Source organism: Rhodovarius lipocyclicus (genome assembly GCF_009900765.1).
GTDB lineage: Bacteria > Pseudomonadota > Alphaproteobacteria > Acetobacterales > Acetobacteraceae > Rhodovarius > Rhodovarius lipocyclicus.
This window is the reverse complement of record NZ_JAAABL010000013.1, coordinates 41,005-55,221: the sequence shown is the minus strand read 5'-3', so window position 1 is coordinate 55,221 and position 14,217 is coordinate 41,005. Positions and strand designations below refer to the sequence as shown.

Annotated in this window: 11 protein-coding genes; 9 read left to right on the top strand and 2 right to left on the bottom strand. The window is 72.2% G+C overall.

Annotated elements, in window-relative coordinates; genetic code table 11:
- Nucleotides 1-46 precede the first annotated feature (46 nt).
- The 7 genes from GT007_RS11430 (at nucleotide 47) to GT007_RS11400 (ending at nucleotide 9,925) form a co-directional block, all read left to right on the top strand.
- Nucleotides 47-3,394 carry an indolepyruvate ferredoxin oxidoreductase family protein gene (locus GT007_RS11430; RefSeq protein ID WP_160121745.1) on the top strand — a complete coding sequence of 1,116 codons (3,348 nt, stop codon included), beginning with the start codon at nucleotides 47-49 and terminating at the stop codon, nucleotides 3,392-3,394.
- 178 nt (nucleotides 3,395-3,572) lie between these two features.
- Complete coding sequence (locus GT007_RS11425) at nucleotides 3,573-4,700, top strand: acyl-CoA dehydrogenase family protein (protein ID WP_160121744.1); 1,128 nt, start codon at nucleotides 3,573-3,575, stop codon at nucleotides 4,698-4,700.
- A gap of 42 nt (nucleotides 4,701-4,742) precedes the next feature.
- Nucleotides 4,743-5,678 (top strand): tripartite tricarboxylate transporter substrate-binding protein, encoded by a 936-nt coding sequence (locus GT007_RS11420; protein WP_160121743.1) that lies wholly within the window; start codon nucleotides 4,743-4,745, stop codon nucleotides 5,676-5,678.
- A 285-nt stretch (nucleotides 5,679-5,963) separates the two neighbouring features.
- Nucleotides 5,964-6,818, top strand: coding sequence for an NUDIX hydrolase (locus GT007_RS11415; RefSeq protein ID WP_160121742.1), 855 nt, complete (start codon nucleotides 5,964-5,966; stop codon nucleotides 6,816-6,818).
- 97 nt (nucleotides 6,819-6,915) lie between these two features.
- On the top strand, nucleotides 6,916-8,643 hold the full coding sequence (locus GT007_RS11410) for a DEAD/DEAH box helicase (protein WP_236571615.1): 1,728 nt from the start codon (nucleotides 6,916-6,918) through the stop codon (nucleotides 8,641-8,643).
- 64 nt (nucleotides 8,644-8,707) lie between these two features.
- Nucleotides 8,708-9,562 carry a glycosyltransferase family 32 protein gene (locus GT007_RS11405; protein WP_160121740.1) on the top strand — a complete coding sequence of 285 codons (855 nt, stop codon included), beginning with the start codon at nucleotides 8,708-8,710 and terminating at the stop codon, nucleotides 9,560-9,562.
- 63 nt (nucleotides 9,563-9,625) lie between these two features.
- Nucleotides 9,626-9,925, top strand: a complete 300-nt coding sequence (locus GT007_RS11400; protein WP_160121739.1) for an alkylphosphonate utilization protein — start codon at nucleotides 9,626-9,628, stop codon at nucleotides 9,923-9,925.
- Between the two features lie 3 nt (nucleotides 9,926-9,928).
- Here GT007_RS11400 and GT007_RS11395 read toward each other — a convergent pair whose 3' ends face one another.
- Nucleotides 9,929-10,498, bottom strand: coding sequence for a DUF2585 domain-containing protein (locus GT007_RS11395; RefSeq protein WP_160121738.1), 570 nt, complete (start codon nucleotides 10,496-10,498; stop codon nucleotides 9,929-9,931).
- A gap of 66 nt (nucleotides 10,499-10,564) precedes the next feature.
- Between GT007_RS11395 and GT007_RS11390 the strand changes: the two genes are divergently transcribed.
- Nucleotides 10,565-11,143 (top strand): histidine phosphatase family protein, encoded by a 579-nt coding sequence (locus GT007_RS11390; protein WP_160121737.1) that lies wholly within the window; start codon nucleotides 10,565-10,567, stop codon nucleotides 11,141-11,143.
- The gene (locus tag GT007_RS11385) at nucleotides 11,140-13,104 is read left to right on the top strand and encodes a glycosyltransferase (protein WP_160121736.1); all 1,965 of its coding nucleotides are present in this window, start codon (nucleotides 11,140-11,142) and stop codon (nucleotides 13,102-13,104) included. The genes GT007_RS11390 and GT007_RS11385 overlap by 4 nt, the downstream gene beginning before the upstream one ends.
- Before the next feature lie 30 nt (nucleotides 13,105-13,134).
- Here the strand turns inward: GT007_RS11385 and trpS are convergent, their stop codons facing one another.
- Complete coding sequence (gene trpS, locus GT007_RS11380; RefSeq protein ID WP_160121735.1) at nucleotides 13,135-14,136, bottom strand: tryptophan--tRNA ligase; 1,002 nt, start codon at nucleotides 14,134-14,136, stop codon at nucleotides 13,135-13,137.
- Nucleotides 14,137-14,217 lie beyond the last annotated feature (81 nt).

Here is a 14,217-nt window from a genome sequence, read left to right as displayed (position 1 = left end):
TTGCGGCCCGCACGGCGCATCCTTCCACCACAAAGGATAAACGTCCATGAGCCGTATCGACCGCATCACGCTGGACCATCGCTGGACCAGCCTGAACGAGGACACGTTGCTGACCGGCACCCAGGCGCTGGTCCGCCTGCCCTTGCTGCGCCGGCAGCTGGACGAGGCCGCGGGGCTGGACACCGCCGCCTATATCACCGGCTATCGCGGCAGCCCGCTGGGCAATTACGACCGTGAGCTGGCCCGCCATCGCGCCCGGCTGAAGGAAGCGGGCGTGGTGTTCGAGCCGGGCCTGAACGAGGAACTGGCCGCCACCGCCTGCTGGGGCACGCAGCAGCTGGGGCTGATGCCCGGGGCCAGGCACCAGGGCGTGTTCGCCATCTGGTACGGCAAGGGCCCGGGCGTGGACCGCAGCGGCGACGTGCTGCGCCACGCCAACGCCGCCGGCACCGCGCCCCATGGCGGCGTGCTGGCGCTGGCCGGCGACGACCCGGCGGCGAAATCCTCCACCGTCACCAACGCCAGCGAATACGCCTTCCTGGATGTGGAGATGCCCTTCCTGGACCCCGCCGATGTCGCGGAGGTGCTGGAACTCGGCGTGAAGGGCATCGCGCTGTCGCGCGCCTCCGGCCTGTGGGTGGGCATGAAATGCGTGGCCGAGACCATGGACGCCACCATGACCTTGCAGGTGGACCCGCTGCGTTTCGCCACCACCGCGCCCGAGCCCGGGGACTTCCACATCCGCATGGGCGACACGCCCCTGGCCGCCGAGGCCCGGCTGCGCCAATTGCGCCTGCCGGCCGCGCTGGCCTTCGCCCGTGCCAATGGGCTGAACCGCATCATGGCGGATGCGCCGGAGCCCCGCTTCGGCATCGTGGTGCGCGGCAAGGCCTGGAACACCCTGCGCCAGGCCCTTCAGGATGCGGAGCTGACGCCCGCCATGCTGCGCGAGGGCGGTGTGCGCATCCTGAAGCTCGGCATGCCCTGGCCCTTCGACGCCGCGCTGGCGCGCGAATTCGCGCGGGGGCTGGAGGAAGTGCTGGTCATCGAGGACCGCCGCGCCTTCTCCGAGACCATGCTGCGCGACGCGCTGTATGGCACGCCGTCGGCCCCCCGCATCAGCGGCAAGCGCGACCCCGCGGGCGCGCCCCTGCTGTCGGAATTGTCGGAGCTGGACGCCGCCGCCGTGCTGCGCGCGCTGGCCGCCCGCCTGCCCGAAAGCCTGCGCACCGAAACCCTGGCCCGCCGCATCGCGGAACTCGACGCCCTGGCCGCCGCCGCGCTGGACCCCCTGCACCTGCGCAGCCCGCATTTCTGCCCGGGCTGCCCGCACAACACCTCCACCAGGCTGCCCGAGGGCAGCCAGGGCATGGCGGGCATCGGCTGCCACTTCCTGGTCACCAACATGAACCGGGAGACGCCCTTCTACACCCAGATGGGCGGCGAGGGCGCGCCCTGGCTCGGCCAGCGGCATTTCTCCGACACGCCCCACATGTTCGCCAACCTGGGCGACGGCACCTATGCCCATTCGGGGTCTCTGGCGGTGCGGGCCGCGATCGCGGCCAATGCCAACCTCACCTACAAGATCCTGGTCAACAGCGCCGTCGCCATGACCGGCGGCCAGAAGCCCGACGCCGATGTGACCGTGCCGCGCCTGGCCGCCCAGATGGTGGCCGAGGGCGCGCGCCGCGTGGTGGTGGTGGGCGACGACCCCGCCCGCCACCAGGGCGACCCGCTGATCCCCGCCGGCGTCACCTTCCACCCCCGCGCCGATCTGGACGCCGTGCAGCGCGAATTGCGTGAGACCCCGGGTGTGACGGTGCTGCTCTACGACCAGGAATGCGCCACCGAGCGCCGGCGCCACCGCAAGCGCGGCACCGCCCCCGCCGCCACCCGCCGCGCCGTGATCAACCCGCGCGTCTGCGAGGATTGCGGCGATTGCTCCCGCGCCAGCAACTGCATCGCGGTCGAGCCGGTCGAGACCCCCTGGGGCCGCAAGCGCCACATCGACCAGTCCGCCTGCAACCAGGATTTGTCCTGCGTCGAGGGGTTCTGCCCCTCCTTTGTCTCGCTGGAGGGCGCGGAGCCGGTGCACCCCGCCCCGCCCGAACACCTGACACCCCCTGCCGAACCCCTCCGCGCGCCCCAGACCGAGCCCTGGAACCTGCTGCTGGCCGGTGTCGGCGGCCAGGGTGTCACGGCCCTGGCGGCCATATTGGCCATGGCCGCGCATCTGGAGGGCCGGCCCGTGCGCGGGGTGGACATGCTGGGCCTGGCCCAGAAGGGCGGCGGCGTGTACGGCCAGCTGCGCATTGGCCTGCCCGATGCCTCGCCCGAGACCCTGACCGGCCCGCGCATCGGCCAGGGCCAGGCGGATTTGATGCTGGCCGCGGACCTGGTGGTGGCGCATGGCCGCTTCGCCCGGCCCATGCTCTCGGCGGAGCGCAGCGTGGTCATCGCCAGCGACGCCGTGGCCCCCACCCAGCAATTCGTGCTGAACCCCGAAACCCGGATGAATGAGGCCGGCATGCGCGCCGCCCTGGCCGCCGCCTGCCGCGCGCTGATCACCCTGCCGGCCGCCCAGGCGGTGGAGGCGCGTTTCGGCGACCTGATCTATCTGAACGTCTATCTGTTGGGCGTGGCCTATCAGCGCGGGCTGGTGCCGCTGGGGGCCGCGGCCATCCTGCGCGCGCTGGAACTCAACGGCGCGGAGATCGCCCGCAACCAGGCCGCCTTCACCGCTGGCCGCCAGGATGCGCTGGCCGAGGCCACCCCCGAAGCCCCGGAAACCCTGGAGGCGATGATCGACCGCCTGGCCCAGGACCTGGTGGCCTATCAGGGGCGCCGCACCGCCGCGCATTACCGCGCCGTGCTCGCCCGCGTGGCGGCGGCCGAGCAGCCCCTGGGCAGCACGCGCCTGACCCGGGCGGTGGCGCGGCAGCTCTATCGCCTGACGGCCTACAAGGACGAATACGAGGTCGCGCGCCTGCACGCCGACCCCGCCTGGCAGGCACAGCTCGCCAGCCAGTTCCAGGGCACCCGGCGCGTGGTGCTGCACCTGGCCCCGCCCACGCTGGGCGAGCGCAAGCGCGAGTTCGGCCCCTGGATGCTGCGCGCCATGGGCTGGCTGCGGCACGGCAAGATTCTGCGCGGCACCGCGCTGGACCCGTTCGGGCGCACCGAGGAACGCCGGCAGGAACGCGCCCTGGCGCCCTGGTACGAAGCGGGGGTGGAGGCGCTGCTGATGCGCCTGTCGGCCGGGAACCACGCGGCGGTGTGCGCCTGGGCGGAAGCGGCGGAAGGGATCAAGGGGTATGGGGCGATCAAGGCACGGAATTTGGCCGCGACGCGGGAAAGAATGGAAGGGATGATGCGCGGGCTGGGCGCTGGGTGAGGCGTTGCCTCCCCCAGACCCCCTCCACCGGGGACACACGTGTCCCCGGACCCCAGTGAAGCGCCGTTCTCATTAAGATATTGATTTTAATAGATAAAATAATCTAAACTGCCAAAAATAAAAGAATGGGGGTCTGGGGGAAATTCGTTTCCCCCGGGCGCCCTCCGAGGAAACCGCCATGTTCGAACTCCCTGACGCCACCTTGGCCCTGCGGGAAACCGCGCTCGATTTCGCCGCCGCCCGCATCGCCCCCCACGCCCAGGCCTGGGACGAGGCCCGCCACCTGCCGGTGGATGTGTTGCGGGAGGCCGCCGCGCTTGGCATGGCGGGGCTGTATGTGCGCGAGGAATCCGGCGGCTCCGGCCTTTCGCGCCTGGACGCCGCCGTGGTGTTCGAGGCGCTGGCGACCGGCTGCCCCGCCATCTCGGCCTTCCTGTCCATCCACAACATGGTCGCCTGGATGATCGACCGCTTCGGCGACGACGCCCAGCGCGCGGGCCAATTGCCCAGCCTGCTGAGCATGGAGCGCATCGCCAGCTACTGCCTGACCGAACCGGGTGCCGGCAGCGACGCGGCGGCGCTGTCCACCCGGGCCGCGCGGGACAACCAGGGCTTCGTGCTGGACGGCACCAAGCAGTTCATCTCGGGCGCGGGGGTCAGCGACCTGTACCTGACCATGGCGCGCACGGGCGGCGCGGGGGCGGGCGGGGTCTCGGCGCTGCTGGTGGCGAAGGACACGCCGGGCCTCTCCTTCGGCGCCAATGAGAAGAAGATGGGCTGGAACGCCCAGCCCACCCGTCAGGTGATCTTCCAGGGCGCGCGGGTGCCCGCCGAGGCGCTGCTGGGGGAGGAAGGCCATGGCTTCCGCTATGCCATGGCGGGGCTGGATGGGGGGCGGCTGAACATCGCGGCGTGCTCGCTGGGGGGCGCGCAGCGGGCGCTGGACATCGCGGCGGCCTATGTGAAGGAACGCCGGGCCTTCGGGCGCGCGATCATGGATTTCCAGGCCACGCAATTCCGGCTGGCGGATATGGCGACGGAGCTGGAAGTCTCCCGCACCTTCCTGTGGCGCGCGGCGGCCAAGCTGGATGCCAAGGCGCCGGATGCCACCCGCTTCTGCGCCATGGCCAAGCGCCATGTGACCGACGCCTGCCACCGCGTGGCGGATGAGGCGCTGCAATTGCTGGGCGGCTATGGCTACCTGGCCGATTACGGCATCGAGAAGCTGGTGCGCGACCTGCGCGTGCACCGCATCCTGGAAGGCACGAACGAGATCATGCGGGTGATCATAGCGCGCGGCATGTAGATTTTGCCTTGCCAGCCCGCGGGGCTGGGCCAGGATCGGGCCATGCCCACACGCCGCCTCGCCCTCGCCCTGCTCGCCACCCCCGCCGCCGCGCAAACCGCCCGGCCTGTCCGGGTGGTGGTGCCCTTCGCGGCGGGGGGCGTGATCGACGTGGTGGCGCGCATCCTGGCCGAACCGCTGGGGCGGGAGCTGGGGCAGAATGTCGTCATCGAGAACATGCCCGGCGCCGGCAGCGTGATCGGCGCCCGGGCCGTGGCGCGCGCGGCGCCGGATGGCAACACGCTGCTGCTCTCGGGCGCCGCCCATGCCGTGATCCCGGCCCTGTACCCGGATGCGGGGGTGGACCCGGTGGCGGATTTCGCGCCCATCGCCCTGCTGGGGCAGCAGCCCTTCGTGCTGGCGGTGCATCCCTCGGTGCCCGCGCGGGATGTGGCGGGCTTCCTGGAATGGCTGCGCGGGCGCCAGGGGCAGGCGCGCTTCGCCACCACGGGCATCGGCGCGGCCTCCCACCTGGCGGGGGAATTGCTGAAGCAGCTGGCGGGGGTGGAGTTCGAGGTCATCCCCTATCGCGGCACGCCGCAGGCGGTGACGGATCTGGTGGCGGGGCGGGTGGATTTCATGATCGACAGCCAGACGCTGCTGGCGCCGCTGATGGCGGACAACCGCGTGCGCGGGCTGGCGGTGACCACCGCCGTGTCCTCGGCCATGCTGCCGCACCTGCCCACGCTGCAGGCCGCCGGTGTGCGCGGGTATGAAAGTGCCTCCTGGCAGGCGCTGTATGCCCCGGCCGCGACCCCCGCCCCGGTGCTGGAGCGCCTGTCCACCGCCACCCGCGCCGCCCTGGCGGACCCCGTGCTGGCCCGCCGCTATGCCGAGGCCGGGGTGCAGCCCCTGGCCAGCGACGCCGCCCCCTTCATCGCCGCCGAGCAGGCGCGCTGGCTGCCCATCCTGCGCGCCACCGGGGCGCGGGGCGGCTGAATGCCGTTGCGTTTCCCCGAAATGGGAAACGTTTGGACACAACCCGGTCAAACCACCGCCACACTTCCCGGGCTTACTGCCCCGCAGCAAAGGGGAATGGATCGATGGTCGCCTCGGGTACGCTCTGGCCGACGCTTCTCGCCACCTGGCTCAGCATCTCTCCGGTGCCGGTCAGCACCGGGCAGACCGTGGCATCGGCGCCAACGGCGCCGGCGCTGCCGGTGCTGCAAACCCCCGCCCCTCGCAGGGATTGAGGCGCGGGCGCCCAGCACCCATAAGGGGCGCATGCCCGCCCTGATCCGTCATATCGAAGCCTGCAACAATGTCCCGGGCTTCGCGCCGCGCCTGCCGTGGCGGATCGAGGGGCAACAGGTCGGCTGGGTCCAGCCGGACCTGCACCGGGCCCTGCGGGACTTCCCGCGGGTGTTCACCGTGACGCAGGAGGGTGCCGAACTCTCCCCCGCCCTGACCACCCCCGCCGAACGCACGCGGGCCCTGGCGGCCACCGCCGCCGCGCTGGCGCAGGGCGGTTTCCTGCGCATCCGGCGGGAATTGTTCGATGTGCGCCCCGACGCGGCCTCCGCCAGCCTGGCGGCGCTGGATCGCGGCGCCATCCCGGCCTTCGGCGTCATCGGCCAGGGGGTGCATCTGAACGGGCTGGTGCGGCGGGCCGACGGGCTGCATGTGTGGGTGGGCGTGCGCTCCCCGCACAAGGCCGTGGCGCCCGGGCAGCTCGACAACATCGTGGCGGGCGGCATGCCCGCCGGCTACGCCCCGCTGGAATGCCTGCTGAAGGAAGCCGAGGAGGAAGCGGGCATGCCCGCCGCCCTGCTGGCCGCCGCGCGCCCCACCGCGCGCCTCAGCTACATCCTGCAGGCGCCCGAGGGGCTGCGGCGGGACATCCTGCACGTGTTCGACCTGGAGCTGCCCGAAAGCTTCACCCCCCGCCCGAACGACGACGAGGTGGAGCGTTTCGAGCTGTGGCCCGCCGCCCGCCTGCTGGAGGCGGTGCGCGAAACCGAGGACGTGAAGTTCAACGTGAACCTCGTGCTGATCGACCTGTTCCTGCGCGAAGGCCTGCTGGACGCGGCCAGCGCGGAGGGAAAAACCCTGCGCGCGGGCCTGACACGCGGGCTTTGATCACCGACCCTACGCCGACGCGGCCCTGCCGCGCGGGTTTTGCGTTTGACCCAGAGTGACTTAACCCCCACTCACCCGCGCCATGCCTTTCTCTCAATTGCCCGCACCGCTTGCCGCGGCGCTGACTGCGCGCGGTTACGCGCGCCCCACCCCCGTCCAGACCGCTGTTCTGGAAGCGCCGGGTGACCGTGACCTGCTGGTCTCCGCCCGCACCGGCTCCGGCAAGACGGTCGCCTTCGGGCTGGCCATCGCCGGCAACCTGCTGGGCGATGCCGAACGCCTGCCCCCCGCCGCCGCGCCGCTGGCCCTGGTGATCGCGCCCACGCGCGAACTGGCGCAGCAGGTGCGCACCGAGCTCGCCTGGCTGTACGCCGAAACCGGCGGCCGCATCGCCGGCGCCGTCGGCGGCATGGACCCGGTGGCGGAACGCCGCGCCTTCCAGCAGGGCGCGCACATCATCGTCGGCACCCCTGGCCGCGTGCGCGACCATATCGACCGCGGCAACATCCGCACCGAGGGCCTGCGCGCCGTGGTGATGGACGAGGCGGACGAGATGCTGGACCTCGGCTTCCGTGAGGAGCTGGAGGCGATCCTGGACGCGGCGCCCGAAACCCGCCGCACCCTGATGTTCAGCGCCACCGTGCCCAAGGCCATCGCGCAGCTCGCCACCCGCTATCAGCGCAACGCGCTGCGGCTGGAGGTGAACACCGCCGATGAGCAGCACGGCGACATCACCTATCGCGCCGCGCTTGTCGCCCCGCAGGATATCGAGCGCGCGGTGGTGAACGTGCTGCGCTTCGAGGCCCCGCCGCTGGCCATGGTGTTCTGCGCCACCCGCGCCGAGGTGGCCCGCCTGTCGGCCAGCCTGGCCGAGCGCGGCTTCCCGGCCGTGGCGCTCTCGGGCGAGATGAGCCAGTCCGAGCGCAACCGCGCCCTGCAGATGCTGCGCGACGGCCGCGCCAAGGTGTGCGTGGCCACCGACGTGGCCGCCCGCGGCATCGACCTGCCGGAGCTGGCGCTGGTCATCCACGCCGACCTGCCGCGTGACCCGGAGACCCTGCAGCACCGTTCCGGCCGCACCGGCCGCGCGGGGCGCAAGGGCACCTCGATGCTGCTGGTGCCGCTGCCGCGCCGCCGCATCGCGGAGCGCCTGCTCTCCGCCGCGCGCGTGCGCGCCGAATGGGGCAACGCGCCCGATGCCGAGGCCGTGCGCGGCCGCGACAATGAGCGCCTGGTGATCGAGGCCAAGACCCTGCTGGAAACCCCGGCGGAGGAGGAGGACGCGGCGCTGGCCGGCTTCCTGGACGCCCCGCCGGAGGCCCTGGCCGCCGCCCTGATCAAGCTGCTGCGCGGGCCGCTGCCGGCGCCCGAGGAGCTGGCCGACATCTCCCCCGCCGCGGCCGCCGCCCGGCCCGAGCGCGCCCCCCGGCGTGAGGACAACCCGAACGCCGTGTGGTTCCACGCCGATGTGGGCCGGGCCGATGGCGCGGACCCGCGCTGGCTGCTGCCCTTCCTGTGCCGGCGCGGCCATGTGACGCGCGACATGATCGGGCGCATCCGCATCCTGGGCAACGAGACCCAGTTCGAGGTGGCGGCCCATGTGGCGCAGCGCTTCGCCGAGGCCGCGCGCCGCGCCGAGGGCAAGGACGCCGAGGTGGCGGTGGAGCCGATGGACGCCCTGCCCCCCCGTGGCCCGCGCCCCGACCACGCCCGCCCGCGCACCCCCCGCCCCGAAGGCGCCGCCCCGCGCCCCGAGGGCGGATACCCGGCCCGCGCCCCCCGCGCGCCTTATGCCGGCGACGGCCAGAAGCGGTATCGCAAGTAAACCGCACCCGGATCAGCGGGGTTGATGATGTCATCGCCCCGCCATCCGTTCTATGCCGAAGACCATGCCCTGGACCGATCACCTCCCCGCTGAATCCCGAGAGCAGATCCTGCTCTCCCTGCGGGCGCAGCGCGCCGTGGGGGACCGGCGCTATGGGCTGGGGGCGGTGCACCGCGTCAGCCGGGCGCTGATCGCCTGGCGGCTGGCCCAGCCCTTGCCGGGCCGCCACCGCCCCGCGCGCATCGTGCAGTTCTGGGACCAGCCCACCCCGCCCGCCGATGTGCTGGCCTGCATGGACAGCTGGCGCGCCAGCGGCCTGCCGGTGCAGCGCTTCACGCAGGATACGGCCCGGGCCTTCCTGGGCGCGGAATTCCCGCCCGAGCTGCTGCGCGCCTATGATGCCTGCCGGCACCCGGCCTCTCAATCGGACCTGTTGCGGCTGGCCGCGCTGTATCATGGCGGCGGGCTGTATGTGGACGCCGACGACCGCCTGGCCGAAGGCGCCGACCTGTCCGCCCTGGCCTTCGGCGCCGGGGTGGCGCTGATGCCCCTGGCGCATGAGGGCCCGCAGATGCTGCCGGTGCGTGAGACCCTGCGCGACCGGCCGGAGGCACCCTTCGTCGGCTACTACTTCAACACCACGCCGCTGTTCGGGCAGCGGGGCCACCCGGTGCTGAAGCTGGCGCTGGAGATGGCGGTGATGAACGTGCTGGAATCCGTGGCCGCCGGCCGGCCGGTGGACCCGCATGAGGATGTGGGGCCCACCAGCCTGTCCCGCGCCGTGATCGGCCACGCGCTGGAGATGCAGGAACAGGGCAAGGCGCCCGCGATCGACATCCGCGTGGAATGGCCCGAGATCCGGCTGTTCGAGGCGCTGGACTACAAGAACTCCGCGCTGAACTGGCGCAACGCGGGGTGACGCCCCTTGCGGGAAGCCCGCCCAGCTGGGACAAGCCCCGCATTCATTCCGAGGGAGTTACAAATGGCTGACGAAGACGACTACGTGTTCGACGAGGCCAGCGGCGAATGGCGCCCTGCCTCCGAGGTCGCGGCGGCGGCGGCCCAGGCGGCGGAGGTGCGCGATGCCTCGGGCAATGTGCTGGCCGATGGCGATGCCGTCACCCTCATCAAGGATTTGAAGGTGAAGGGCGCCAACCAGACCCTGAAGCAGGGCACGGTGATCCGCTCCATCCGCCTGACGGACAACCCCGAGGAAATCGACTGCAAGCACGACACCATCAAGGGGCTGGTGCTGCGGACGGAGTTCGTGCGCAAGCGGTAGGCGTCAGCCCCCCGCCTGCCATTCCCTGACCGCGTCCAGCGGCCAGACCAGCATCAGCACGTTCAGCGTCAGGTTGTCGCGGATGGCCCACAGGGCCAGCCCTTCCAGCCCCAGCACCACGGCGGCCGACAGCCAGGCCGGCAGCCCCCGCGCCAGCGCGAAGCCCAGCAGCATCGCCAGGATGTCGGCCAGCGAATTCACCACGCTGTCGCCGGTATAGCCCAGCGCCATCGTCGCCTCGCGGTAGCGGTTGATGACCAGGGGGGTGTTCTCGATCACCTCCCACGCCGCCTCCACCAGCGTGGCCAGCAGGGCGCGCACCGGCAGCCCGGAGCGGGGCATCAGCAAATGCAGCGCGCCATAGAACAGGATGCCGTGCACGATGTGCGACGGCGTGTACCAGTCCGTCAGGTGCTGGGAATTGCCGGGGCTGTTCACCTCGCCGTGCCACAGCTCGACCACGCCGCAGGTGCAGATGGGCACGCGGCCCATCGCCAGCTGCGCCGCGGCCGTCGCGGCCAGGATCGTGAACATCCAGGGCAGCACCCTGCCCCATGTGATTCCGCGCGCCATGATTGGCCTCTTTCGTCCGGCGAAACTTGCTCTACACCAGGGGGCAGCCAATGCCTGGGAGCCCGCATGCGCCTCAACCCTATCCCCTTCTGGTTTCTGCGCCATGGTGAGACGGACTGGAACGCCGAGGGACGCTCCCAGGGGCGCACCGACATTCCGCTGAACGCGGTGGGCCGGGCCCAGGCCGAGCGCGCCGCCCGCACCCTGGCCCCGGTGCCGATCGCGACCATCGTGGCCTCTCCGCTGTCGCGCGCGCTGGTCACGGCGCGGACGGTGGCGGCCCAGTTCAACCTGCCGGTCCGCACCGATGAGGATCTGCAGGAGGTCTCCTTCGGCGAGCAGGAAGGCCTGCCCATGGGCGACTGGTACCAGGATTGGACGGACGGGCTGATGACCCCTCCGGGCGGCGAGAGCTTCGCCGCGCTGCGCGACCGCACGGTGGCCGCCATCAACCGCGCCACCGCCCTGCCGGGCCCGGTGCTGGTGGTGGCCCATGGGGCGCTGTGGCGTGCCTTCCGCGCCGAGGCGGGGCTGGAGGCCAATATCCGCACCCCCAACGCCCTGCCCCTGTTCGCCGAGCCCCCCGCCCCGGGTGCCGCCGCCTGGACCCTGACGGCCCTGCCCCTGGCGGCCGAAACCGTTTGATCCTGCCCAGGCCGCTGCGCCTGGTGCTGGCGCGCAAGCCCTGGCGCCCGCGCAGCTTCCGCCTGCGTGCCCGCGCCGACGCCGCGCGCCGCGCGGGCGACTACCCCACGGCGCTCGGCCTGTACCGGCATTACCTGGCGCTGCGCCCGGACCATGCCATGGGCTGGGTCATGCTGGGCCATATGCTGAAGGAAACCGGCGACCGCCCGGGGGCCGGCGACGCCTATGCCCGCGCCGTGGCGCTGGACCCGCACGACCCCTTCATCGCGCTGCAGCTGGCGCATTTCCTGAAGCTGGAAGGCCGCGCGGCGGAGGCGCTGGACGCCTTCCGCGCCGCCGTCGCCCTGACCCGCCCCGCCACGCCGATGGGCGAGGAAGCCCGGCGGGAGGCCGTGGCCCTGCTGCAACCCGGCCTGAACCCGGACCCCGCCGCCGGCACCGGCACTGCCACCTGCTGGGTCGATGTCTCGGACCTGCTGACCTATCTGATGGACAACCAGGCGGTCTCGGGCATCCAGCGGGTGCAGGCGGCGCTGGCGGCCCATGCGCTGGGCCGCCCCGCGCGGCTGGCCTGCGTGATGACGCGCCCCTGGAGCGCCGGCCTGTGGGCCATCCCGCGCGATGCGATGGCGCAGGTGCTGCGCCTGGCCGAGCACGGCCAGGGCGCCACCCCGGCCATGCGCGCGGCGCTGGAGCGTGCCATCACCACCGCCGCCCCGGCGCCGCCCGTGCCCGGCGCCGTGCTGCTGTGCAGCGGCGCCTTCTGGCTGGCGGGCGGCAACCCGCCGCTGTGGGCCGCGCTGCGGCGCGGCGGCATGCGCCTGGTGGTGCTGGTGCATGACCTGATCCCGCTGACCATGCCCGAGGTCTGCGTGCCCGCCCTGGTGCGGGAATTCACCCTGGCCTGGGCCGAGCTGTCCTGGTTCGCCGACGGCTTCCTGGCCAACAGCGAGCACACGGCGGCCAGCGTGCGGGACAATCTGCGCGCCCATGCCCGCCCCGCTTTGCCGGTGGTGGCCACGCCGCTGGCCCATGGCATCCGCGCGGGCGGGGCCGAGCCGCGCTGGACCCGCCCCATCCGCGCCCTGCGCGGCAAGCGCTTCGTGCTGTCGGTCGGCACCATCGAGGCACGGAAGAACCACGCCTTCCTGGTGCGCGTGTGGGACGCCCTGCGCCGCGAGGGGCTGGACCCCCCGCCCCTGATCCTGGCCGGCAAGCCCGGCTGGCAGCGCCAGGCCTTCGACGCCGCCATGGCCGAAACCCGCGCGGCCGGCGGGCGGGTGCGCGTCATCTCCGGCCTGTCGGACGCCGAGATCGAGACCCTGTACGACGCCTGCCTGTTCACCGTCTTCCCCAGCCTGCTGGAGGGCTGGGGCCTGCCGGTGGGCGAGAGCCTGGCGCGCGGCAAGCTGTGCGTCGCTTCCGACCGCGGCTCCCTGCCGGAGGCCGGGGGCGGGTTCGCCCTGTATCTGGACCCGGAGGACGTGGCCGCCGCCCTGCCCCTGTTCAGCCGCCTGCTGACCGACCCCACGGCCCTGGCCGAGGCCGAGGCCCGCATCGCCCAGGGCTTCCGCCCGCGCGACTGGCCGGAGGTGGCCGCCAGCATGGCCGCCGCCGCCGAGGGCATGGCGCCCTCCCCGCATCCCATCCCCGAATACCCGTTGCTGCCGGCGGGCGTGCCCGTCACGCCCTGGCCCATTCCAGGGCCGGACCCGTTCGAGCACCCCCTGCGCGCCATGCTCCTGGAGGGCTGGGAACGCCCCGGCAGCCACGGCGCGCGCATGCTGGGCGCGCGGGCGCCGTTGCGGTTCGACGCGGCGGTGGCGGGCGTGCTGCGGGTGGAAAGCCAGGACGGCGCGCAAGAATTCCCGGTGCCGGCCGGCCCGCAGCAGGTGGTGCTGGAAGGGCCGATGACCCTGCGGCGGGTGGAGCTGGTCGCGCCGCCCCCGACAGGCGGCTAGCCAGGTGGCGCCGCCCCCTGGGTTCAGCCCTTACCGCCGGGGCAGGAAGCCCACGATCTCGTAGGCCCGCTTCAGGATGGGCTCGGCGATCGCCTCGGCCTTCTCCGCGCCGCGGCGCAGTTCGGCATCCAGCGCGCCGGGGTCGGTCAGCAGGCGCTGCATCTCGGCGCGGATGGGGCCGAGATGCGCCACCAGTGCCTCCGTCAGCACCGGCTTGAAGGCGCCGAAACCCTTGCCCGCGTGCTCATCCAGCACCGCCTGGGCGGTGGTGCCGGCCACGGCGGCCAGGATGCCGACCAGGTTCCGCGCCTCCGGCCTTCCGTCCAGCGCGGCCACATTGTCGGGCAGCACGTCGGGGTCGGTCTTGGCGCGCTTGATCTTGTCCGCGATCAGGTCCGCGTCGTCCGTCAGGTTGATGCGCGACTGGTCCGAGGGATCGGACTTGCTCATCTTCTTCGTGCCGTCGCGCAGGGACATCACCCGCGCGGCCACGCCCTGGATCATCGGCTGGATGTTGGGGAAGAAGTCCACGCCGTAATCGTGGTTGAACTTCTGCGCGATGTCGTTCGCCAGTTCCAGGTGCTGCTTCTGGTCGTCGCCCACCGGCACGACGGTGGCGTGATAGACCAGGATGTCGGCCGCCATCAGGTTCGGATACACGAACAGGCCGGTGCTGACCTCCTCGCGGTTCTTGCCGGCCTTGTCCTTGAACTGCGTCATGCGGTTCAGCCAGCCCATGCGGGCGACGCAGTTGAACACCCAGCCCAGCTGCGCATGCGCCGGCACATGGGACTGCACGAACAGGGTGCACTTGTTCAGGTCCAACCCGCAGGCCAGCAGCGTGGCGGCCATCTCACGGGTGTTGGAGAGCAGCTCCTTCGGGTCCTGCTTCTGGGTGATCGCGTGCAGATCCACCACGCAGAACAGGCACTCATTCTGGTCCTGCATCGGCACCCAGTTGCGGATGGCACCCAGGTAATTGCCGAGAGTGGGGATGCCAGAGGGCTGAATGCCCGAAAAGACGCGCTGCATGGGGGTGCTTCCGTGGTGGATAGAAGCGCTTTGCTTCGCGCGATGGGGCGTGGGGGTCAAGGTGCCGAGGGGGCGCCGCCC